At 55.7% G+C, this 20,849-nt stretch carries 18 protein-coding genes; 2 read left to right on the plus strand and 16 right to left on the minus strand.

The genetic code is table 11. From position 1 onward, the window contains the following. Positions 1 to 6 precede the first annotated feature (6 nt). From menH to OGV94_RS02060, 5 genes are all read right to left on the minus strand, one after another. Entirely contained in the window at positions 7 to 765 is a 759-nt protein-coding gene (gene menH / locus OGV94_RS02040) for a 2-succinyl-6-hydroxy-2,4-cyclohexadiene-1-carboxylate synthase (protein ID WP_286522496.1), read from the minus strand. Next, positions 762 to 2,432 (minus strand): 2-succinyl-5-enolpyruvyl-6-hydroxy-3-cyclohexene-1-carboxylic-acid synthase, encoded by a 1,671-nt coding sequence (menD, locus tag OGV94_RS02045; RefSeq protein ID WP_043017042.1) that lies wholly within the window; start codon positions 2,430 to 2,432, stop codon positions 762 to 764. Before menD ends, menH begins: the two co-directional genes overlap by 4 nt. An 84-nt stretch (positions 2,433 to 2,516) precedes the next feature. After that, positions 2,517 to 3,815, minus strand: a complete 1,299-nt coding sequence (gene menF, locus OGV94_RS02050) for an isochorismate synthase MenF (RefSeq protein ID WP_075145882.1) — start codon at positions 3,813 to 3,815, stop codon at positions 2,517 to 2,519. A gap of 104 nt (positions 3,816 to 3,919) precedes the next feature. Then, positions 3,920 to 4,225: a stress response protein ElaB gene (gene elaB, locus OGV94_RS02055; RefSeq protein ID WP_003027683.1), complete on the minus strand. Its 306-nt coding sequence runs from the start codon at positions 4,223 to 4,225 to the stop codon at positions 3,920 to 3,922. 63 nt (positions 4,226 to 4,288) lie between these two features. Further along, positions 4,289 to 4,750, minus strand: a complete 462-nt coding sequence (locus OGV94_RS02060; protein WP_043017044.1) for a GNAT family N-acetyltransferase — start codon at positions 4,748 to 4,750, stop codon at positions 4,289 to 4,291. A gap of 67 nt (positions 4,751 to 4,817) precedes the next feature. Here OGV94_RS02060 and rbn point away from each other — a divergent pair, with 67 nt between their 5' ends. Then, a complete protein-coding gene (gene rbn, locus OGV94_RS02065; protein ID WP_286522498.1) occupies positions 4,818 to 5,735 on the plus strand; it encodes a ribonuclease BN in 918 nt (305 codons plus the stop codon). A gap of 64 nt (positions 5,736 to 5,799) precedes the next feature. Continuing rightward, positions 5,800 to 6,804, plus strand: a complete 1,005-nt coding sequence (locus OGV94_RS02070; protein WP_047409800.1) for a chemotaxis protein — start codon at positions 5,800 to 5,802, stop codon at positions 6,802 to 6,804. 58 nt (positions 6,805 to 6,862) lie between these two features. Here OGV94_RS02070 and nuoN read toward each other — a convergent pair whose 3' ends face one another. From nuoN to nuoC, 11 genes are all read right to left on the minus strand, one after another. Further along, entirely contained in the window at positions 6,863 to 8,320 is a 1,458-nt protein-coding gene (gene nuoN / locus OGV94_RS02075) for an NADH-quinone oxidoreductase subunit NuoN (protein ID WP_003027689.1), read from the minus strand. Positions 8,321 to 8,326: 6 nt separating this feature from the next. Continuing rightward, the gene (gene nuoM, locus OGV94_RS02080; protein ID WP_003027692.1) at positions 8,327 to 9,856 is read right to left on the minus strand and encodes an NADH-quinone oxidoreductase subunit M; all 1,530 of its coding nucleotides are present in this window, start codon (positions 9,854 to 9,856) and stop codon (positions 8,327 to 8,329) included. A gap of 250 nt (positions 9,857 to 10,106) precedes the next feature. After that, positions 10,107 to 11,948 (minus strand): NADH-quinone oxidoreductase subunit L, encoded by a 1,842-nt coding sequence (nuoL, locus tag OGV94_RS02085; RefSeq protein WP_043017047.1) that lies wholly within the window; start codon positions 11,946 to 11,948, stop codon positions 10,107 to 10,109. Beyond that, complete coding sequence (gene nuoK / locus OGV94_RS02090; protein WP_006683663.1) at positions 11,945 to 12,247, minus strand: NADH-quinone oxidoreductase subunit NuoK; 303 nt, start codon at positions 12,245 to 12,247, stop codon at positions 11,945 to 11,947. Before nuoK ends, nuoL begins: the two co-directional genes overlap by 4 nt. Continuing rightward, positions 12,244 to 12,798, minus strand: a complete 555-nt coding sequence (nuoJ, locus tag OGV94_RS02095; RefSeq protein WP_043017048.1) for an NADH-quinone oxidoreductase subunit J — start codon at positions 12,796 to 12,798, stop codon at positions 12,244 to 12,246. Before nuoJ ends, nuoK begins: the two co-directional genes overlap by 4 nt. An 11-nt stretch (positions 12,799 to 12,809) precedes the next feature. Then, entirely contained in the window at positions 12,810 to 13,352 is a 543-nt protein-coding gene (gene nuoI / locus OGV94_RS02100) for an NADH-quinone oxidoreductase subunit NuoI (RefSeq protein ID WP_003028062.1), read from the minus strand. A 14-nt stretch (positions 13,353 to 13,366) separates the two neighbouring features. Continuing rightward, complete coding sequence (gene nuoH / locus OGV94_RS02105; RefSeq protein WP_003028063.1) at positions 13,367 to 14,344, minus strand: NADH-quinone oxidoreductase subunit NuoH; 978 nt, start codon at positions 14,342 to 14,344, stop codon at positions 13,367 to 13,369. Beyond that, a complete protein-coding gene (nuoG, locus tag OGV94_RS02110) occupies positions 14,341 to 17,067 on the minus strand; it encodes an NADH-quinone oxidoreductase subunit NuoG (RefSeq protein WP_075146370.1) in 2,727 nt (908 codons plus the stop codon). Before nuoG ends, nuoH begins: the two co-directional genes overlap by 4 nt. Positions 17,068 to 17,147: 80 nt before the next feature. Next, the gene (gene nuoF / locus OGV94_RS02115; protein WP_003834753.1) at positions 17,148 to 18,485 is read right to left on the minus strand and encodes an NADH-quinone oxidoreductase subunit NuoF; all 1,338 of its coding nucleotides are present in this window, start codon (positions 18,483 to 18,485) and stop codon (positions 17,148 to 17,150) included. Continuing rightward, positions 18,482 to 18,982 carry an NADH-quinone oxidoreductase subunit NuoE gene (nuoE, locus tag OGV94_RS02120; RefSeq protein WP_003028069.1) on the minus strand — a complete coding sequence of 167 codons (501 nt, stop codon included), beginning with the start codon at positions 18,980 to 18,982 and terminating at the stop codon, positions 18,482 to 18,484. The genes nuoF and nuoE overlap by 4 nt, the downstream gene beginning before the upstream one ends. Before the next feature lie 2 nt (positions 18,983 to 18,984). Continuing rightward, complete coding sequence (gene nuoC, locus OGV94_RS02125) at positions 18,985 to 20,787, minus strand: NADH-quinone oxidoreductase subunit C/D (protein WP_075145879.1); 1,803 nt, start codon at positions 20,785 to 20,787, stop codon at positions 18,985 to 18,987. Between the last annotated feature and the right edge of the window lie 62 nt (positions 20,788 to 20,849).

The raw sequence follows: 20,849 nt of genomic DNA on the forward strand, positions 1-20,849 counted from the left end.
CTATAGTCAGCGACGCAGAATCTGAGCCAGACAGTCCACCACGCCAGCGGGATTATCCCGATGCGCGTTGTGTCCGGCATTACGAATCACATGGTTTGGTACTGATATTTTCGCCGCTAAAGCGCGGAATTTATCGTCACGTTCACCACATAAATAATAAAACGGAAATGTGCGCGTATGGAGTTGCGCACGTAAATCAGGTTGTACGGCAAGCGAGGTTGCCTCAAGCATTGCCGCCAGCGTATGCCCATTATTCTGGCTACGCAGAGCGACCAGCGCCTCTCTTTGCGCCGCATTCAGCGAGGAAAAAACCGGTTGTTGGTACCAGTCATTAAACACCTCGCGCAGCGGCTCAGCGCGAAAACGCGCAGCCCAGCGACCATCCGAGAGACGACGCTGCACACGCGCCTCCTCGCTTTGCAAGCCAGGATGTCCACCTTCAACCACCAGACCACACAGTCCAGGCATCTCCTGACAGGCTGCCATCATCGCGACTCTGCCGCCAAGAGAGTATCCTACCAGCCAGTAGTTAAGTATGTTGTAACTAAGCAGAGTATTATGCAGCAAAGCGTTTACGTCATCGAATCCGCTCACGCTAATGTCAGCGGACCCGCCGTGTCCTGGCAGGTCGATGTACAGCCGCGAATAATTCTGAAACGCTTCGCCAACCGTCTGCCATTCGCGATAATCGCCGGAAAAACCGTGCAGGAAAACCAGCCAGGGAAATCCTGGCTGGCCCTCGTTTGCCTGCGCGTGCAGGATCATAGATGGCTTACCTGCGCCAGCAGTTGCTGCAGGGTTTGCGCCCCGTCAGTTTCATTTACCACCAGCTCAATCACCGTTGCCGCCGGAGTACGCCAGGCGTTATTCAACGCGCTCTCCAGTTGCTCCCAGTTTTCCGGACGCTGGTATTTAAGGTCAAACATGGCGGCAGCATGCTCAAAATGCACGTTCTGCGGCATCAGGTAGAACCGTTCGCGTTCGCTTGCCGGCGTCGGCAGCAGGGAGAAGATCTGCCCGCCGTTATTGTTGACCACTATCAGGACAAACGGCGCGGATACCTGGCGCAATAACGCCAGCGCATTGAGGTCATACAACGCAGATAAATCGCCGACGATAGCCAGCGTCGATTTTGCGCTGGCGCGCTGTACGCCTGCAGCCGTTGACAACAGACCGTCGATACCGCTCGCGCCGCGGTTGCTATAGACCGGGAAACCCGCCGGAAGCTGTGACAGCGCATCAATTAGACGCACCACCAGGCTGTTGCCCACGAACAGTTGTCCCTGCTCCGGCAGGTATTCGCGGATACGGTGGGCTAATTGCGCTTCACCAAACGCGTCGCGGCGGGCTTCTACCGCCTGCCATGCCAGCTGCGCCAGGCGTGGGATTTCTACGCACCAGGGCTGACGTTTCTCCGCCGGATGCAGCTCCAGCCAGTCGCCAACCTTTGCTACCAACCTGCGCCCACGATGATGAGCCGGATCGAGGCGGCCTTCGAGATTGTCGACAATCCAGTATTCCTGCGGATCACAGCTGGCCTGCCATTGCAGGAGTCGTTTTCCAGTCAGGCTACTGCCAAGCTGCACCACAATCTGCGCCTGCTGTAATTCAGTTACCGCTTTCGCATTCCCGAGCCACAGGTCGGCGCACGGCAACGGCTGTCCGGTTTGCGACAGAACATCGCCAATCAACGGCCAGCCTAGCATCTGCGCCCATTGCGCAACCTTCTTGCCCTCTTCGGCACTCATGCGACCTGCAATCACGACGCCGCGTTTTTGTCGCCAGAAAAACCAGTCACGTTGTTTGTCGCTTTCCAGCCGACGCGCTTCACGCAGCCAGGGTTTATCGTCCTGCCACCAGTCGCCAAGGCGCTGCTGCCAGGCAATCCCCGTTTCGTCCATGTCGCCATACAGCGGTTCCGCAAACGGACAATTAATATGAACCGCCCCGCTATGCAGCGCAGCTAAGGCGTTATCAATGGTGGACACCAGCCAGCTCGCCGGGATGTCCTGGGTCGGGCGCGGTAAGGAGAGCGTTTGCGATGGATGCGAGGCAAACATTCCGGCCTGACGAATCGCCTGGTTAGCGCCGCAGTCGATAAGTTCAGGCGGTCGGTCAGCGGTAAGTAAAATCAGTTTTTCACCGGTCAGGCCCGCTTCGATCAACGCGGGATACAAATTCGCCACCGCCGTACCGGACGTCACAATCACGGCGACAGGCTGCCGGCTGACTTTTGCCAGACCTAAAGCCAGATGCCCAAGACCGCGCTCATCAAAATGAGTATGGTGGATAAAAGCCGGGTTTTCCGCTGCCGCCAGCGTCAACGGTGTAGAACGAGAGCCAGGGGCAATGCAGACATGCCTGACGCCGTGGCGAGTGAGTGCTTCCAGAATGACCGCCGCCCAGCGTCGGTTAAATGCGCTTACTGACATGAGATTGTCCGGTATCAATATTGCGACACAGTATAAAGAATCGAATAAATGGATTTTTGATATGAGTCGGTAATATACAACTCATTACCCTTCCATCTGTAATAAAGTGCGCAGTCCTGCCGCTTTATTGTCTATTTCTTGCCATTCCTGCTCAGGATCTGAACCGCGAACGATCCCTGCCCCGGCATACAGGCGCACCACGTTTGCGCTAATTTTCGCCGAACGTAATGACACGCAAAACTCGCTTTGGCGCAGAGAAAGGTAACCCGCAGAACCGGCATACCACTCGCGTTCAAAGGGTTCATTATGTTGGATAAATTCACGCGCCAGCTCACGCGGAATGCCTGCGACTGCCGCCGTAGGCTGAAGCTGCATCAGGCAAAGCGTATCGTCGGCCTGATTCAGTTCCGTCCAGATACAGCGACGCAGGTGCTGCACTTTACGCAGTCTGAGCACTTGCGGCGGCAGCACGTCAAGCGTTTGCGTACAGCCCTGCAAACGCTGGCAAATATCTTCGACCACCAGCATATTCTCGCGCTGGTTTTTATCATCTTTCATTAGCCATTCACCCAACTGCCATGCCCGATGATCCTCAGGGTGATTGGCAACGGTTCCGGCCAGCGCCTCGGTGCGCAGCGCCGTGTCACGCCGTCGATACAGACGTTCAGGGGAAGAGCCAAGAAACGCGCACTCTGCAGAGAATGCCATAAAGAAATGGTAGCAGTTCAGGTTCAAGCGACGGCTGGAGGCCATCACGGCCGCGGCATTAACCGACTGAGAAAACTGTAAGTCGGTCGCCCGCGCCAGCACCACCTTCTCAAGCGCTTCCGCATTGATTGTTTGCGTGGCGAGTTTTATCAGATCTGTCCAGCCTGCTTTATCCGGCCAGTTCTGTTCTCCCGTCAAATGCAGGCGCAATGCGGGTAGCGGCTTTACGTTGGCGAGCGATGAAATTAACGCCATCGCCTGCGCGGCGTCTTCACGCAGCGACACGTCGCTATAGAGATGTAAGCGTAAGCTCGCCGCCCCGGCGCAACGTCGCCATTCCAGCCGTGGCAATAACAAATTACCGCGCTGGGGCTCAAAGGCATTCAGGCCCCAGATACGCAGGTCGGGATGATTATCATGCTGGCGTAAAAAGTGCTGAGCTGATTCCAGCGAGGAAAATGCGGCGACAGCGCCCAGAACGGCGGCTTCTTCGTCGCCGTTACGCTGCTGCCAGTAAAACTGGGGCCAGACGGGTTGACTGGCCAGCCATCCTAAAGCATCAAACGCATCATTCAGTGGGAAAGGTATATCGTAAATACGAATTCCAGGTGCTGCCGGTATCTCTTGCGACAAATGACGCATCAGACTTTCCAGCGCAGTAGTGATTGAATGCACGCGGACCTCTCCCTGTTAAAAACCTCACATTATACGGGGTACTGAGCAGAAAAAGCAGTACCCCCAGTTAGGGAGTACGTACAAATGCGCTGACGGAATGGAATTTATCGCCGTGCTAACAATAATCCCATCACTAAACCGACCGTGGCACCAACGCCAATTCCGCGCCAGGGTTTTTCATGCACATAGTCATCGGCCCGGCAAACGGCTTTTTTCGCGCGGTAATAGTAGCTGTCAGAGGCGTGGCTGACGCGATTTCTCACCTCTTCTAACGCCCGCTCTGCCCGCGCTTTTAACTCAAGGTATTTTTGATCGGCTGGATCGCCGGAAGAACGCAGCACCTCCTCCAGCGTTTCACTCAACAATTCCAGATCATCATCGATGCGTGATTCATAAGAATGAAAAGACATTTTATTCTCCCTTTCTATTGACGTACCCGCTAACTATAGACAATCAGGCGTGTTTGCGCCTGTTTATGCCTGGTGCGCTTCTCGCGCCATGCCGATGTGCGGAATACCGTCTTCGTCATAGATATCCGTGACCGGAACAAAACCAAAGCGCGCATAGAACGATTGCAGATGGGCCTGCGCCCCCAGATACAGCGCCTTATGCGGCCAGTGCTGGGTACAGGATGCCAGCGTTTGGGTCATCAGTTGCTGCCCCAGTTTTTCACCACGCAGCGCTTCGCTTACAATCACCCGGCCAATGACCACCGGCTCCAGCTCGTCATCGCTTTTCAGAATCCTCGCATACGCCACCAGCTCATCGTTATGCCAGCCCAGAATGTGCCGGTTTTCCCCAACCAGGTCATCACCATCCACATCCTGATACGGACACTGTTGTTCAACAACAAACACCGCACAGCGAAGCTGAAGAATGGCGTACAACTGCTGGGTATTGAGCTTTGCATGGTGGAGATCTTGCCAGTGGATCATTGTCTGCCCCTTTGTTGTGATAACCTGAACACCCTGCCTTGTTGATGGCGAAAAGTGTAACGCGAAGATGGAATTACTATTTTTAGGCACGTCTGCGGGTGTCCCCACGCGCTCCCGCAATGTAACGGCAATTTTACTGAATCTGCAACACCCGACTCAGGCGGGGCTGTGGCTTTTTGATTGTGGTGAAGGAACGCAGCATCAGTTGCTGACCACGCCGTTTAACCCAGGAAAACTCGATCGTATTTTTATCAGTCATCTGCACGGCGATCACCTGTTTGGTTTACCGGGACTGCTGTGCAGTCGTTCGATGGCCGGCAATGTCCAGCCGCTGACGCTATACGGCCCGAAGGGGTTGCGAGAGTTTACCGAAACCGCTTTGCGCTTAAGCGGCTCGTGGACCGATTATCCGATGGATATTGTAGAAATCACAGCAGGTGAGATTGTCGATGACGGCCTGCGTAAAGTAACGGCGTACCCGCTGGCGCATCCGCTGGAGTGCTACGGTTTTCGTATTGAAGAGCACGACAAGCCAGGGGCGCTCGACGCCAGCGCCCTGAAGGCCGCAGGCGTTAAATCGGGCCCGTGGTTTCAGGATTTGAAAGCCGGGAAAACCATCGTACTGGAAGATGGTCGCGCAATTAACGGCGCCGAATTTCTCGCTCCGGCCACCAGGGGAAAATCTGTGGCTATTTTCGGCGACACAGGCCCCTGCGCGTCCGCCATTGAACTGGCACGAGGTGTGGATGTAATGGTGCATGAAACCACGCTGGACTCCTCAATGGAGGAAAAAGCCAACAGCCGCGGGCACAGCTCGACCCGACAAGCCGCAAAGCTGGCGCTTGAGGCCGGAGTGGGACGCCTGATCATGACCCACGTTAGCTCACGCTACGATGAAAAAGGCTGTCAGCGGTTACTCGAAGAGTGCAAAGCAATATTTCCAGACACGGAACTGGCTCACGATTTCGCCATTTTCACCGTTTAATGCTCCATTTTTCCGCCTCAGTGCCGATAACAGTGGAAAGGCTGGCTTTCACACTGAGGACAGGATGAATAATTTCCAGAAAGATATTGATGACAGGACAAACCTAACCCTGTCTAACCGTTTTGAACTGCTGCTGTTTCGCCTTGGCAAATCTGTTGAGGAGCAGAAATCAGAGCTGTTTGGCATCAACGTATTCAAGCTGCGTGAAATCGTACCGATGCCGACCTTTACGCGTCCGGCAGGTATGAAGGCCCCGCTGCTGGGTATGGTTAACATTCGCGATCAGGTGATCCCTGTGATTGACCTGCCCGCCGTCGCGGGCTGTAAGCCAGAGACCGGGCTTAACATCCTGTTGATCACGGAGTATGCCCGCAGCGTCCAGGCATTTGCGGTGGAATCAGTGGAAAACATTATGCGTCTGGACTGGCAACAGGTGCATACCGCTGAGAAAGCCGTCAATGGTCGCTATATTACCAGTATCGCCTGTCTGGACGATAACAAAGAGACCAATAACCTGGCGCTGGTGCTCGACGTCGAACAGATCCTGTACGACATTGTACCGTCTAACCATGACCTGCGCGCAACGAACCTGAAAACCAATAAATTCAACATTACGCCGGGTGCGGTGGCGATTGTGGCAGATGATTCCAAAGTGGCCCGCGCGATGCTGGAAAAAGGGCTTAACGCCATGGAGATCCCGCACCTGATGCATGTGACGGGCCAGGATGCGTGGGAGAAGATCCAGCAGTTATCTGAGGAAGCTGAAGCGGAAGGTAAGCCAATCAGCGAGAAAATAGCCCTGGTGCTCACCGATCTGGAAATGCCGGAGATGGACGGTTTTACGCTTACCCGTAAGATAAAAACCGACGAACGCCTGAAGAAAATCCCGGTCGTTATCCACTCTTCACTTTCCGGTAGCGCCAACGAAGATCACGTTCGCCGAGTAAAAGCGGATGGCTACGTGGCCAAATTCGAAGTCAATGAGCTTTCTTCGGTGATCCAGGAAGTGATGGATCGCACAGCGAAAGGCATCAGCGGTCCGCTGGTGAGCCGTCAGCTATTGAACTGACCGTATTGCACGCATAAAAAAACCCGCCTTGGCGGGTTTTTTCGTTTCTGCATTTCGATTACATCAGCGGAGTCGCTAACTGCACAATGCTGATTAGCGGTTGCGGGTAGATACCCAGCACCAGTACCAGCAGAGCTGAAATCAGCACCACGATACCGCCCGCGCTGTACTGCCAGTTGGACGGCGCATCGCGGTTCAACTGCTGCGGTGCGCTCAGGTACAAGCTTACGGCAACGCGCAGGTAGTAGTACAAACCAATCGCAGAACCTACCACCACAGCGGCAACCAGCCACCACAGGTTAGCCTGCACACCGACAGCCAGTACGTAGAACTTACCGATAAAGCCCAGCGTCATCGGAATACCCGCCAGAGACAGCATCATCACCGTCATCACCGCCGCGAGGATCGGACGATGCCAGAACAGACCACGGTAGGAGAACAGAGAGTCTGCATCCGGACCGCGGTACGGGCTGGACATCAGGCTGACCACACCGAACGCGCCGAGGCTGCTGAACAGGTAACCGGCCAGATAAACGCCAACCGCTTCCATCGACATTTCGCCGCTCTGCAGGGCAATCAGCGCCACCAGCAGGTAACCGAGGTGAGAGATAGAAGAGTAACCAAGCAGACGCTTGATGTTGGTCTGGCTCAGCGCCATCAGGTTACCAAAGATGATGGAAGCAAAGGCGATCACGCCCAGCACGATACGTACCGCTTCGCTATCACCTACCGGTGCGTACAGGAACAGACGCATCACCACGCCGAAGATAGCGATTTTGCTCGCCGTCGCCAGGAAGGTGGAAACCGGAGCCGGAGCGCCCTGGTATACGTCTGGCGTCCACAGGTGGAATGGAACCAGCGAGAGTTTAAAGCCGAGGCCAACAATCATCAGACCGAAGCCCGCCAGCAGCAGTGGTTCGTGCAGCATGCCATCGCCAAGGCTCTTACCGAGCGCGACAAATGACAGGTTGCCAGACTGTGCGTACACCAGAGCCATACCGAACAGCAGGAAAGAAGACGCTGCGGCAGACAGAATGGTGTATTTGATACTGGCTTCAAGCGAACGTTTCTGACGGAACGCATAGCCAACCAGACCAAACAGCGGCAGAGAGATAAGCTCAATACCAAGGAACAGCGCCGCCAGATGGTTAGCGTTAGCCAGCAGAATACCGCCGAGCGCGGCAATCAGCACCAGCAGATAGAACTCTTCCCGGTTGTCGTCGTAGCCTTCCAGCCACGGGTAAGCGAAGGTACAGGTGGCAAGACTCGCCAGCAGCACCAGCCCGGTGTAGAGCATAGCGAAACCGTCAACCCGCATCAGCGGGGTGACGTCCATGGCGCCCGCCTGGCCAACAAACCAGAGCGAAACCAGCGCGGCGTTAAGCCCAATTACCGACAACGTGGCATTGAGGAAGTGATTGCGTCGCCACGCAATGGAGAGCATCACAACCACCACCGTCAAGCCGACGATCAGCAGCGGTAGCAGCGCAATCAGGTGTTGTGGAGTTATTGTCATGGCGATTTACGGCCTTGTAGTAGTAACGGAATTAACAAACCACTGCTGGATGTTGCTCATCGCAGAATGCGAGGTATCCAGAATCGGCTGCGGATAGAAGCCAAGCAGTACCAGAAGCACAACCAGCAACAGGATGATAAACAGCTCACGCAGCGACATCCCTGGCAGTTCAACACTGGCAATCTGGCTCTTCGCCTTACCAAAGTAAGCGCGATGCAGCATCGCCAGCGAGTAAACAGAGGCAAACACCAGACCAAAGGTCGAGATCACGGTAATGACCGGAACCACCTGGTAGCTGCCGAACAGAATCATAAATTCGCCAACGAAGTTACCTGTACCCGGCATACCCAGCGTACACACTGCGAAGAACATTGACAGCGCAGGCAACCATTTCATTTTGCCCCACAGGCCGCCCATCATACGCATATCACGCGTGTGCAGACGTTCGTACAGCTGACCACACAGGATGAACAGACCGGCTGCGGACAGACCGTGCGCGATCATCTGAATAACCGCACCCTGGTAAGCCAGCTGGCTGCCGGTGTAGATAGCAATCAGTACGAAGCCCATGTGCGATACGGAGGTGTAGGCAATCAGACGTTTGATGTCGTACTGATTAAAGGCCATCCACGCGCCGTAGAAGATGCCGATTACGCCAAGCCACATTGCGATAGGCGCAAACTCCGCCGACGCGTTCGGGAACAGCGGCAGGGAGAAGCGCAGCAGACCGTAGGCTGCGGTTTTCAGCAAAATCCCCGCCAGGTCAACGGAACCTGCGGTCGGTGCCTGAGAGTGCGCATCCGGCAACCAGCCGTGCAGCGGAACCACCGGCATTTTCACCGCGAAGGCGATGAAGAAGCCCAGCATCAGCAGGTATTCCACGCCGTGGGACATCGGGGTATTCAGCAGCTCTTCATAGTTGAAGGTCCACACGCCGGTCGCTTTGTAGTGCACAAACACCAGCGCCAGGATGGCAATCAACATCACCAGACCACTGGCCTGGGTATAAATGAAGAACTTGGTTGCCGCCGTGATACGCGTTTTACCGTCAGAGGCTTTATGCCCCCAAAGTGCTATCAGGAAGTACATCGGCACCAGCATCATTTCCCAGAAGAAGAAGAACAGGAACATGTCGATGGCAAGGAATACGCCGATTACGCCGCCTAAGATCCACATCAGGTTCAGGTGGAAGAAGCCCTGGTATTTTTCGATTTCATTCCAGGAGCAAAGGACCGCCAGAACACCGAGCAGACCGGTCAGGACTACCATTAGCAGCGACAAGCCGTCGATGGCTAAATGGATAGAGATGCCAAAACGTGGGATCCACGGCAGGACAAACTCAGACTGCCACTGCGGAATACCCGCGGATTGCGTCAGTGAATAGCCGCCCTGCAACCACAGTTGCAGGCCTAGCGCCAGCGTCAGTCCCATGGTAATCAGCGCTATCCAACGCGGCACCTTCACGCCAAAGCGTTCGGTCTGCCAGCACAGGAAGCCACCGATGAAAGGGATTAATATCAACCAAGGTAATAACATGGTGATCTTTGTTCCTTGTTTAAGTCCCGTTCAGGCTATCTCACTCGTCATAGCGAACCCCGGCTGTGCTCGCAACCCTTACGTACTTCAGTACGCTCCGGTTGCTGTGCGCAGGCGGTGTCCACTCTGACTTCGCCGATAACGCCTGTCCTTTTGGACCTGATTTTCAACGAATTTTAAAAATTCTCTTTGGGTTTGTAGGCCGGATAAGCGCAGCGCCATCCGGCAATCGTTCATCCAGCCAACAAACTCAACGCAGTACCATCAACAGTGCCAGCACAACGACAGCGCCGATGCTCATTGAGGCCACATACCAGCGCAGATAACCGTTCTCGCTTAACAGCAGGCCTTTACCTGCAAAGCGGGAAAGGATGGCCGGAATGTTCATCATTGAGTTCAGCGGATCGCGTTTCAGCAACCAGGCAACGCCCAGGAACGGCTTAACGAACACTTTGTCGTACAGCCAGTCGAAGCCCCAGGCGTTATACCACCAGGTCCCCAGCAGACGACCTGGCGCACTGTTGGCAATCGATGTCACCAGCGTGCGTTTGCCCAGCCACAGCCATGCTGCGATCAGGATGCCCGCAATCGCTACGATACCGGAGGTAATTTCCAGCGTCATGACGCGACCATGTTCAAGCTCGGTCGTCGCAGGCAGTACCCCCTGCAGCGGTGGCACAATCAGCGCGCCGACGAAGGTGGACAGGATCATCAGCACAATCAGCGGCAGATGATGGGTAATCCCCTTCCCTGCGTGAGCGTGAATTTGTTCTTTACCGTGGAACACGATGAAAATCATACGGAAGGTATACAGAGAGGTCATGAACGCACCGACCAGACCTGCAACCATCAGATTGATATGACCGTTCGCCATCGCACCGGCCAGAATCTCATCCTTACTGAAGAAGCCTGCGGTAATCAGCGGCAGAGCCGACAGCGCCGCGCCACCAATCAGGAAGCAGAGATACACCAGCGGAATAGACTTACGCAGGCCGCCCATCTTGAAGATGTTCTGTTCGTGGTGACAAGCCAGGATAACCGAGCCGGATGCCAGGAACAGCAGCGCTTTAAAGAAGGCGTGCGTCATCAGGTGGAAAATCGCCGCATCCCACGCCTGAACACCCAGCGCCAGGAACATATAACCAATCTGGCTCATGGTGGAGTACGCAAGAACGCGCTTAATGTCGGTCTGTACCAGCGCGGCGAAACCCGCCAGCACAAGCGTGATAGCACCGATAATTCCCACCAGATGCAGAATTTCCGGGGTCATCAGGAACAGGCCGTGCGTACGTGCAATCAGGTAGACACCGGCGGTAACCATCGTTGCGGCGTGGATCAGCGCGGAGACAGGCGTCGGGCCGGCCATCGCGTCAGCAAGCCAGGTCTGCAACGGCAACTGCGCGGATTTACCCACCGCACCGCCCAGCAGCATCAGGGTTGCCCACATCAGCATGTTGTTACCCGCTTCGAAGTGCGCAGGCGCCAGTTCGACCATTTCGCGGAAATTCAGCGTGCCCAGCTCGTTATAGAGGATGAACAGCGCGAAGGCGAGGAACACGTCACCGACACGGGTTACCACGAAGGCTTTCATTGCCGCAGCGCCATTCTTCGGATCGGTGTAATAGAAACCGATCAGCAGATAGGAGCACAGGCCCACGCCTTCCCAGCCGAGGTACATCAGCAGCAGGTTGTCCGCCAGTACCAGAACTACCATGCTGGCGATAAACAGGTTGGTGTAGGCGAAGAAACGAGAGTATCCCTCTTCACCGCGCATATACCAGGAGGCGAACATGTGGATCAGGAAACCGACGCCGGTCACCACGCTGAGCATGGTCAGCGACAGGCCGTCCAGCACCAGGTTAAAACCGATGTTGAAGTCACCAACGGACATCCACGTCCACAGCGGCTGGCTGTAGGCCTGTTGGCCATTGGCAAAGAAGTCAACGCCAACAAACGCCGTCACCAGCGCCGCCAGGCCAATCGACCCGACGCCCACGGTAGCGGACAGATTTTCTGACCAACGACCGCGAGAGAACGCCAGTAATACAAAGCCAATAAATGGCAGAATAATGGTTAAGGCAAGCATGTTCATCCACGCATCTCACTTACTGAATCGATGTTCAGGTTCTGGCGACGGCGATGAAGTTGCAGCAACAGCGCAAGTCCAATGCTCGCTTCCGCAGCCGCAAGGCTGATGGCGAGAATATACATCACCTGACCATCGGTCTGGCCCCAGTAGCTTCCGGCGACCACAAAGGCCAGCGCGGAGGCGTTAATCATGATTTCCAGCCCGATCAGCATAAACAGCAGATTGCGGCGGATAACCAGACCGGTTAAACCCAGTACGAATAAGACAGCCGCGAGGATCAGTCCATGTTGTAAGGGGATCATGCGTGCTCCTCCGTTTTTCTTTTCGCGCGGTCATCGGCGCGGTTGCTCAGCACTTCACCTGAACGCTCTTCGCGTCCAACGTGGAAGGCCACAACCAGACCCGCCAGCAGCAGCATCGAAGCCAGTTCGACCGCCAGTACATACGGACCAAACAGGGAAATACCGACTGCTTTCGCGCTGATTGGCGTACCGTCAATGCCCTGATCGTTAACGCCCAGAATGGCGTACACAATGACCACCAGCATGATGGCCGACAGAATCGCCGGACCAATCCACACCTGCGGTTTCAGCCACTGGCGTTCCTGTTCAATTTCAGAACCACCGAGGTTGAGCATCATTACCACGAACACGAACAGCACCATGATGGCGCCCGCGTAGACGATAATTTCCAGCGCACCGGCGAAGTAAGCGCCTAACGAGAAGAACACCCCGGAAATCGCCAACAGCGAAATAATCAGATACAGCAACGCGTGTACCGGATTGGTGTGGGTGATCACCCGCAAGGTTGCGAGAATGGCTATCAGGCCACAGATATAAAAAGCGAACTCCATTGCCTCTCTCCTTACGGTAACAGGCTCTTGACGTCGATAGGCTTGGCTTCGTTCTCTGCTTCGCCCTTATCTTTTCCGTCGATTGCCATACCTGCCATCCGGTAGAAGTTATATTCCGGGTATTTGCCCGGACCGGAGATCAGCAGATCCTCTTTCTCGTAAACCAGGTCCTGGCGCTTGTACTCACCCAGCTCGAAATCTGGAGTCAGCTGAATAGCCGTTGTCGGACAGGCTTCTTCACACAGGCCGCAGAAAATGCAGCGTGAGAAGTTAATGCGGAAAAACTCCGGATACCAGCGGCCATCTTTGGTCTCTGCTTTTTGCAAAGAGATACAGCCTACCGGACACGCTACCGCACACAGGTTACAGGCAACGCAGCGCTCTTCACCGTCCGGATCGCGGGTCAGAACGATACGACCACGAAAACGGGGCGGTAGATAGACCGGCTCTTCCGGGTACATCTGCGTTTCGCGTTTCGCGAACGCATGCAGGCCGATCATCCAGATACTGCGTACCTGGGTGCCGAAACCTACGAACAATTCTTTTAAGGTCATGGTCTTTGTGTCCCTTATTGCGCCTGCCACAAAATGACAGCCGCCGTTACCAGCAAGTTGACGAGCGTCAGCGGCAGACAGACTTTCCAGCCGAAGGACATTACCTGGTCATAACGAGGACGCGGTAACGACGCACGAATCAAAATGAACATCATCATGAAGAACGCGGTTTTCAGCGCGAACCAGACGAATGGCGGTAAGAACGGGCCATGCCAGCCACCGAAGAACAGGGTAACCATCAGTGCAGAAATGGTGACGATACCGATGTACTCACCCACGAAGAACAGACCGAATTTCATACCGGAATATTCAATGTGGTAACCGTCGGCCAGTTCCTGCTCGGCTTCTGGCTGGTCGAACGGATGACGGTGACACACCGCCACGCCCGCGATGGCAAAGGTGACAAAACCAAAGAACTGCGGAATTACGTTCCAGATATCAGCCTGGTTGTTGACGATGTCGGTCATGTTAAATGAGCCGGCCTGCGCCACCACGCCCATCAGGGAAAGTCCGAGGAACACTTCGTAGCTCAGCGTTTGCGCAGACGCACGCATCGCACCGAGCAGGGAGTATTTGTTGTTACTGGACCAGCCGGCGAACAGTACAGCGTATACCGCGAGACCTGCCATCATCAGGAAGAACAGGATCCCGATGTTCAGGTCAGCGACCACCCAGTTCGGACTCACCGGCACGATGGCGAAAGCCAGCAGCAGCGAGGTGAAGGCGATCATTGGTGCCAGGGTAAAGATGACGCGATCCGAGAATTTCGGGATCCAGTCTTCTTTAAAGAACATCTTGATCATGTCCGCAACCAGCTGGAGCGAACCGCCCCAGCCAACACGGTTCGGTCCGTAACGGTTCTGGAACAGACCCAGCAGACGACGTTCACCAAAGCTCATGAATGCCCCGCAGGTGACCACCACCAGCAGGATCACGACCGCTTTGAGAATGCTCAGCAGGATCTCAATCAGATCGGGTGTAATCCAACTCATTGTTGTGCCTCCTGCAGATCCTCAAGACGCGCACCTGCCAGTACCGGCGCGATGCCAGGCATACCCATCGGCAAACCAACCTGCCCTGCCGTTAATCCTTCAGCGATTTCAACCGGCAGCGTAACCGTGTTGCCATCGTAGCTGAAAGAAACGCGCGTACCGGCATTAACCCCCAACTTCGCGGCATCAGCCGGATTGAGTTTAATGTACGGCTGCGGCATACGGGTCTGGAAGACCGGCGCACGTTGTGACATTTCGTCGCTACCAAACAGATGGTAGTAAGGCGCGATACGCCACTGACCATCCTGAGCCTGGAAGCTCGCCGGAACGGTAGTGAAGTAATCCATCCCATCCGCAGAAGCTTCGATCAGACGCACGCCTGGGTCGCCATGACGCAGTTTACCGCCCACTTCATCCTGGAACTTATTCCACGCCTGTGGGGAGTTCCAGCCTGGTGCCCAGGCAAACGGAATTTGTGAACGCGGCGCAGACGGTTGGTTGTTCCCTTCCATCGAGAAAGCGAACATGGTGTCTTTGTCCTGCGGCTGGCGCGGTTCGTGTACGCTGATGTTGGCGCGCATTGCGGTACGACCGCTGTAGCGGTGCGGTTCACGTGCCAGTTTCTGTCCACGAATACGGAAGGTTGCATCCGGCGCGGCATCTTTAATACCCGCCAGTTGCGGCAGCTTCTCAACGACCGCGTCGATAACGTGGTCAAGCTGCGTCCAGTCCACTTCACGGCTCTGCACGGTGCTGTGCAGCGAGTGCAGCCAGCGCCAGCTTTCCAGCATGACGGTGTTGCTGTCGTAGTAGGACGGGTCGTAGACCTGGAAGAAGCGTTGGGCGCGGCCTTCGTTGTTAATCACCGTACCATCACTTTCGGCGAAGCTTGCGGCGGAAAGCACCAGATGGGCGTTTTCCATAATTGCCGTACGCTGATGATCAACGACCAGTACCAGTGGCGCTTTCGCCAGCGCGGCGTTCACACGCGTAGCTGAAGCATGGCGATGCAGGTCATTTTCCAGCACCACAACGGCGTCAGCACGACCTGTTTCCAGCTCGGTCAGCGCATCCTCAAGGGAACCACCGCCAATCATACCCAGGCCCATGCTGTTAACAGAGCGAGCAATCATGGTGATGCCGACATCAGCGCCCCGACCTTTCAGCGCCTTCGCCACGTTGGCAGCCGCCTGAATCACCTCGGCGCTACCGGCGTTGGTGCCGGAAATAATCAGTGGTTTCTTCGCTCCGGCCAAGGCCTGAACGATAACGTCAATTTTGTTCTGCAGGTCACGATCGATACCGTCAACCGCCGGGGCGTTGTTATCCAGCGCGTGGGCGATAGCGAAACCTAAACGCGCCTGATCTTCAACCGGCGCACGGTAGGTCCATGCGGCGATATCATCCAGACGGGTGTTATCGACGTTGGTGACGAACAGCGGATGCTTGGCGCGCTGGCCGATGTTGAGGATGGCCGCAATCTGCCAGTCGGCCACTTTCTGCGCCGCCGCCATTTCGCGTGCTTTACCTTTCACCGCCTGACGCACTGCCAGCGCAACGCGCGCGCCGGTCTGGGTGACATCTTCGCCCAGCACCAGAACCGCATCGTAGGATTCGATTTCGCGCAGTGCCGGAGTATGAATACCGCCGTCACGCAGTACGCTCAGCGCCAGCTGCAGACGTTCCTGCTCGCCCTGGGCGATACCGGTATAGAAGTTATCCGCACCGACCAGTTCGCGCAGTGCGAAGTTGCTTTCAACGCTGGCGCGCGGGGAGCCGATACCAATCACTTTCTTCGATTGACGCAGAATATCTGCCGCGCCCTGCATCGCCTGTTCGGCGTTCAGCGTGATCAGGTCATCGCCACGACGCTGTACCGGCTGACGCGGACGGTCTTTCAGGTTCACGTAACCATAGCCAAAACGACCACGGTCGCAGAGGAAGTAATGGTTAACAGTACCGTTATAACGGTTTTCGATACGACGCAGTTCACCGTAGCGCTCGCCCGGGCTGGTGTTACAGCCGATGGAACACTGCTGGCAGATGCTCGGCGCAAACTGCATGTCCCATTTACGGTTATAACGCTCGGAGTGCGTTTTATCGGTGAAGACGCCGGTCGGACAAATTTCGACCAGGTTGCCGGAGAATTCGCTTTCGAGCGTACCGTCTTCCGGACGACCGAAGTAGACGTTGTCATGTGCGCCATAGACGCCCAGATCCGCGCCATCGGCGTAATCTTTGTAGTAACGTACGCAGCGATAGCAGGCGATGCAGCGGTTCATTTCATGAGAGATGAACGGCCCCAGGTCCTGGTTGCGGTGCGTACGCTTCGTGAAGCGGTAGCGACGGAAGCTATGACCGGTCATGACGGTCATATCCTGAAGGTGGCAGTTACCGCCCTCTTCACAGACCGGACAGTCGTGCGGGTGGTTAGTCATCAACCACTCCACTACGCTTTCGCGGAACTGCTTCGCTTCTTCGTCATCAATAGAAATAAAGGTGCCTTCGGTGGCCGGTGTCATACAAGACATCACCAGGCGACCACGCGTGTCTTCCGCGTTCTGATATTGCTTCACCGCACACTGGCGGCAAGCACCGACGCTTCCCAGCGCCGGGTGCCAGCAAAAGTACGGAATATCAAGGCCGAGAGACAGACAAGCTTCCAGCAGGTTGTCCGCTCCGTTGACCTCATATTCTTTGCCGTCTACATGAATCGTAGCCATAGTCAGCATGCTTCCAGTTGGCTCGGTCGTAACCGAGCGTTAATCGAATTACTTATCGCGATGCAGGGGTTAACCTGCAATTACCAGCGCTCTTTCAGCAGGTTCGGCTGAATACCACCAATCTGATGGGTATTGCTGAAGGACTGCTTGATGCCAGCTTCGAATTCTTCGCGGAAATATTTAATGGCGCTCTGCAGCGGTTCCACCGCACCCGGTGCGTGTGCACAGAAGGTTTTACCCGGGCCGAGGAAACGACACAGTTGCTCAAGTGTCTCGATATCCCCTGGCTGGCCTTCGCCACGCTCCAGCGCGCGCAGAATTTTCACACTCCACGGCAGACCGTCACGGCACGGCGTACACCAGCCGCAGGACTCGCGGGCAAAGAACTCTTCAAGGTTACGCACCAGAGGAACCATGCCGATCTCGTGATCGACGGCCATTGCCAGCGCGGTACCCAGACGGCTGCCTGCTTTACCGATGCTTTCGAATTCCATTGGCAGGTCAAGGTGCGCCTCGGTCAGGAAGTCAGTACCCGCGCCGCCAGGCTGCCAGGCTTTAAACTTCAGGCCATCGCGCATGCCGCCCGCGTAATCTTCGAGGATCTCACGCGCGGTAGTACCGAAAGGCAGTTCCCACAGGCCAGGATTCTTCACACGACCGGAGAAGCCCATCAGCTTGGTGCCTGCGTCTTTGCTCTTCGAAATGTTCTGGTACCACTCCACGCCGTTCGCGAGGATAGCCGGTACGTTACACAGGGTTTCAACGTTGTTTACGCAGGTCGGCTTACCCCATGCGCCAGAGCTTGCCGGGAACGGCGGCTTGGAACGCGGGTTAGCACGGCGACCTTCGAGGGAGTTAATCAGCGCGGTTTCTTCACCGCAGATATAACGCCCTGCCCCGGTGTGGACAAACAGTTCGAAGTCAAAACCGGTGCCCATGATGTTTTTGCCAAGCAGACCGGCTTCGGTCGCTTCGGCGATCGCGCGACGCAGATGCACGGCCGCTTCGATATATTCACCGCGCAGGAAGATGTAACCACGGTACGCTTTCAGCGCAAACGCGGAGATCAGCATGCCTTCCACCAGCAGGTGCGGCAGCTGCTCCATCAGCAGACGGTCCTTATAGGTGCCCGGTTCCATTTCATCGGCGTTACACAGCAGGTAACGGATGTTCATGGATTCGTCTTTCGGCATCAGGCTCCACTTCAGACCGGTGGAAAAGCCCGCGCCGCCGCGCCCTTTCAGGCCAGCGTCTTTTACCTGATTAACGATTTCATCCGGTGACAGCCCGGTCAGGGCCTTTCGCGCACCTTCGTAGCCGTTCTTGCTACGGTATTCGTCCAGCCATACCGGCTGTTTGTCATCACGCAGACGCCAGGTCAGCGGATGCGTTTCGGGAGTACGGATAATGTCTTTCATTTATACCGCTCCAGCAGTTCGGGAATGCCTTCCGGGGTCAGGTGAGCGTGAGTATCCTCATCGATCATCATGTTTGGCCCTTTATCGCAGTTCCCCAGGCAACAGGTTGGCAGCAGCGTAAAACGACCGTCAAAGGTCGTCTGCCCCGGCTTGATGTTGAGTTTTTTCTCAAGCGCAGCCTGGATCCCCTGGTAGCCGTTGATATGGCACACCACGCTGTCGCAGTAGCGGATCACGTGGCGACCTACCGGCTGGCGGAAGATCTGGCTATAGAACGTGGCAACACCTTCTACGTCGCTTGCCGGGATACCCAGCACATCCGCGATCGCATAGATCGCGCCATCCGGCACCCAGCCACGCTGTTTCTGAACGATTTTCAGCGCTTCAATGGACGCCGCACGCGGGTCTTCGTAGTGGTGCTTCTCGTGCTCAATCGCTTCACGCTCAGCCGCACTCAGCTCAAAAGCCTCGGTTTGTGGTTGTTGATTCTCGTGCATAATTAGCGGTCCACATCTGACATAACAAAATCGATACTACCCAGATGGACGATCAGGTCGGACACCAGGCTGCCACGTACCGCTACCGGGATCTGCTGCAGGTGTGCATAGCTCGGGGTACGGATACGGGTACGATAACTCATGGTGCTGCCATCGCTGGTCAGGTAGTAACTGTTGATACCCTTGGTCGCTTCCACCATCTGGAAGGACTCGTTTGCCGGCATAACCGGTCCCCACGAAACCTGCAGGAAGTGGGTGATCAGGGTTTCGATATGTTGCAGCGTGCGCTCTTTCGGCGGCGGCGTCGTCAGCGGATGATCCGCTTTGAACGGGCCTTCCGGCATGTTATTGAGGCACTGCTCAAGGATGCGCAGACTCTGGCGCAGCTCTTCAACTTTCAGCATCACGCGGGTATAGCAGTCGGACACACCGCCGCCAACCGGAACTTCAAAGTCAAAGTTTTCGTAGCCAGAGTACGGACGCGCTTTACGCACGTCGAAATCAATACCAGTCGCGCGCAACGCAGCACCGGTACAACCCCAGTCCAGCGCTTCTTTCTTGCCGTAAGCGGCAACGCCCTGCGAACGGCCTTTCAGGATGGTGTTACGCAGCGCCGCTTTCTCGTAGGAATCCAGACGTTTTGGCATCCAGTCAAGGAAGTCACGCAGCAGCTTGTCCCAACCGCGCGGCAGATCGTGCGCCACGCCGCCGATACGGAACCAGGCCGGGTGCATACGGAAACCGGTGATCGCTTCCACGACGTCATAGATTTTCTGACGGTCGGTAAAGGCGAAGAATACCGGAGTCATTGCGCCGACGTCCTGAATGAACGTGGAGATATACAGCAGGTGGCTGTTGATACGGAACAGTTCAGACAACATCACGCGAATCACGTTAACGCGATCCGGCGTGGTGATACCAGCCAGTTTCTCAACGGCCAGTACATAAGGCATTTCGTTAACGCAGCCGCCGAGGTACTCGATACGGTCAGTGTACGGAATATAGCTGTGCCAGGACTGACGTTCACCCATCTTTTCAGCGCCACGGTGGTGGTAGCCGATGTCAGGCACGCAGTCGACGATTTCTTCGCCATCAAGCTGCAGCACAATACGGAATGCACCGTGAGAAGACGGGTGGTTAGGACCGAGGTTGAGGAACATGAAGTCCTCGTTTTCGGTACTACGCTTCATGCCCCAGTCTTCTGGTTTGAAGGTCAGCGCTTCCATTTCCAGATCCTGCTTGGCTTTGGTCAGCTCAAACGGATCGAATTCGGTCGCACGCGCCGGGTAGTCTTTACGCAGCGGATGACCTTCCCATGTAGACGGCATCAGCAGACGCGTCAGGTGCGGGTGGCCTTCGATATCGATGCCAAACATTTCCCAGGTTTCACGCTCATACCAGTTGGCGTTCGGGAACAGTTTGGTGAAAGTCGGTACGCGCAGATCGTTTTCAGACAATGCCACCTTGAGCATGATATCGCGATTGCGTTCAATGGAGATCAGGTGATAGAAAACGGAAAAATCCGCGGCAGGTAACCCTTCGCGGTGCGTACGCAGACGTTCGTCCATGCCGTGTAAGTCAAACAGCATGACGTAAGGTTTCGGCAGTCTCTTTAAGAAATCGCCAACTTCCAGTAGTTGTTCACGCTTGACCCAAACAACGGGTACCCCGGTGCGAGTCGCCTGAACGGTAAAGGCATCCGGCCCAAAACGGTTGCGCAGTTCGCCAATGACCGGGTCATCAAGGTGATCCCGTGTTTGCCATGCGGCGTCTTGCGCGGTTAAGTCGGTCATATTGTTCACCATTGCAAATGGTCCGTGGTGGTCGGCAGTGCTTCGCGCTATTTATGTAGTGATAAGCGAAGGAA

This window comes from Citrobacter sp. Ce006 (genome assembly GCF_030336535.1).
Classification (GTDB): Bacteria; Pseudomonadota; Gammaproteobacteria; order Enterobacterales; family Enterobacteriaceae; genus Citrobacter; species Citrobacter europaeus.

Excerpts from the sequence above, each read along its gene's own strand:
- menH (WP_286522496.1), bottom strand. The coding sequence starts at position 765 with ATGATCCTGCACGCGCAGGCAAACGAGGGCCAGCCAGGATTTCCCTGG.
- menD (WP_043017042.1), bottom strand. The coding sequence starts at position 2,432 with ATGTCAGTAAGCGCATTTAACCGACGCTGGGCGGCGGTCATTCTGGAA.
- elaB (WP_003027683.1), bottom strand. The coding sequence starts at position 4,225 with ATGTCTTTTCATTCTTATGAATCACGCATCGATGATGATCTGGAATTG.
- OGV94_RS02060 (WP_043017044.1), bottom strand. The coding sequence starts at position 4,750 with ATGATCCACTGGCAAGATCTCCACCATGCAAAGCTCAATACCCAGCAG.
- rbn (WP_286522498.1), top strand. The coding sequence starts at position 4,818 with ATGGAATTACTATTTTTAGGCACGTCTGCGGGTGTCCCCACGCGCTCC.
- OGV94_RS02070 (WP_047409800.1), top strand. The coding sequence starts at position 5,800 with ATGAATAATTTCCAGAAAGATATTGATGACAGGACAAACCTAACCCTG.
- nuoN (WP_003027689.1), bottom strand. The coding sequence starts at position 8,320 with ATGACAATAACTCCACAACACCTGATTGCGCTGCTACCGCTGCTGATC.
- nuoM (WP_003027692.1), bottom strand. The coding sequence starts at position 9,856 with ATGTTATTACCTTGGTTGATATTAATCCCTTTCATCGGTGGCTTCCTG.
- nuoL (WP_043017047.1), bottom strand. The coding sequence starts at position 11,948 with ATGAACATGCTTGCCTTAACCATTATTCTGCCATTTATTGGCTTTGTA.
- nuoK (WP_006683663.1), bottom strand. The coding sequence starts at position 12,247 with ATGATCCCCTTACAACATGGACTGATCCTCGCGGCTGTCTTATTCGTA.
- nuoJ (WP_043017048.1), bottom strand. The coding sequence starts at position 12,798 with ATGGAGTTCGCTTTTTATATCTGTGGCCTGATAGCCATTCTCGCAACC.
- nuoI (WP_003028062.1), bottom strand. The coding sequence starts at position 13,352 with ATGACCTTAAAAGAATTGTTCGTAGGTTTCGGCACCCAGGTACGCAGT.
- nuoH (WP_003028063.1), bottom strand. The coding sequence starts at position 14,344 with ATGAGTTGGATTACACCCGATCTGATTGAGATCCTGCTGAGCATTCTC.
- nuoG (WP_075146370.1), bottom strand. The coding sequence starts at position 17,067 with ATGGCTACGATTCATGTAGACGGCAAAGAATATGAGGTCAACGGAGCG.
- nuoF (WP_003834753.1), bottom strand. The coding sequence starts at position 18,485 with ATGAAAGACATTATCCGTACTCCCGAAACGCATCCGCTGACCTGGCGT.
- nuoE (WP_003028069.1), bottom strand. The coding sequence starts at position 18,982 with ATGCACGAGAATCAACAACCACAAACCGAGGCTTTTGAGCTGAGTGCG.
- nuoC (WP_075145879.1), bottom strand. The coding sequence starts at position 20,787 with ATGGTGAACAATATGACCGACTTAACCGCGCAAGACGCCGCATGGCAA.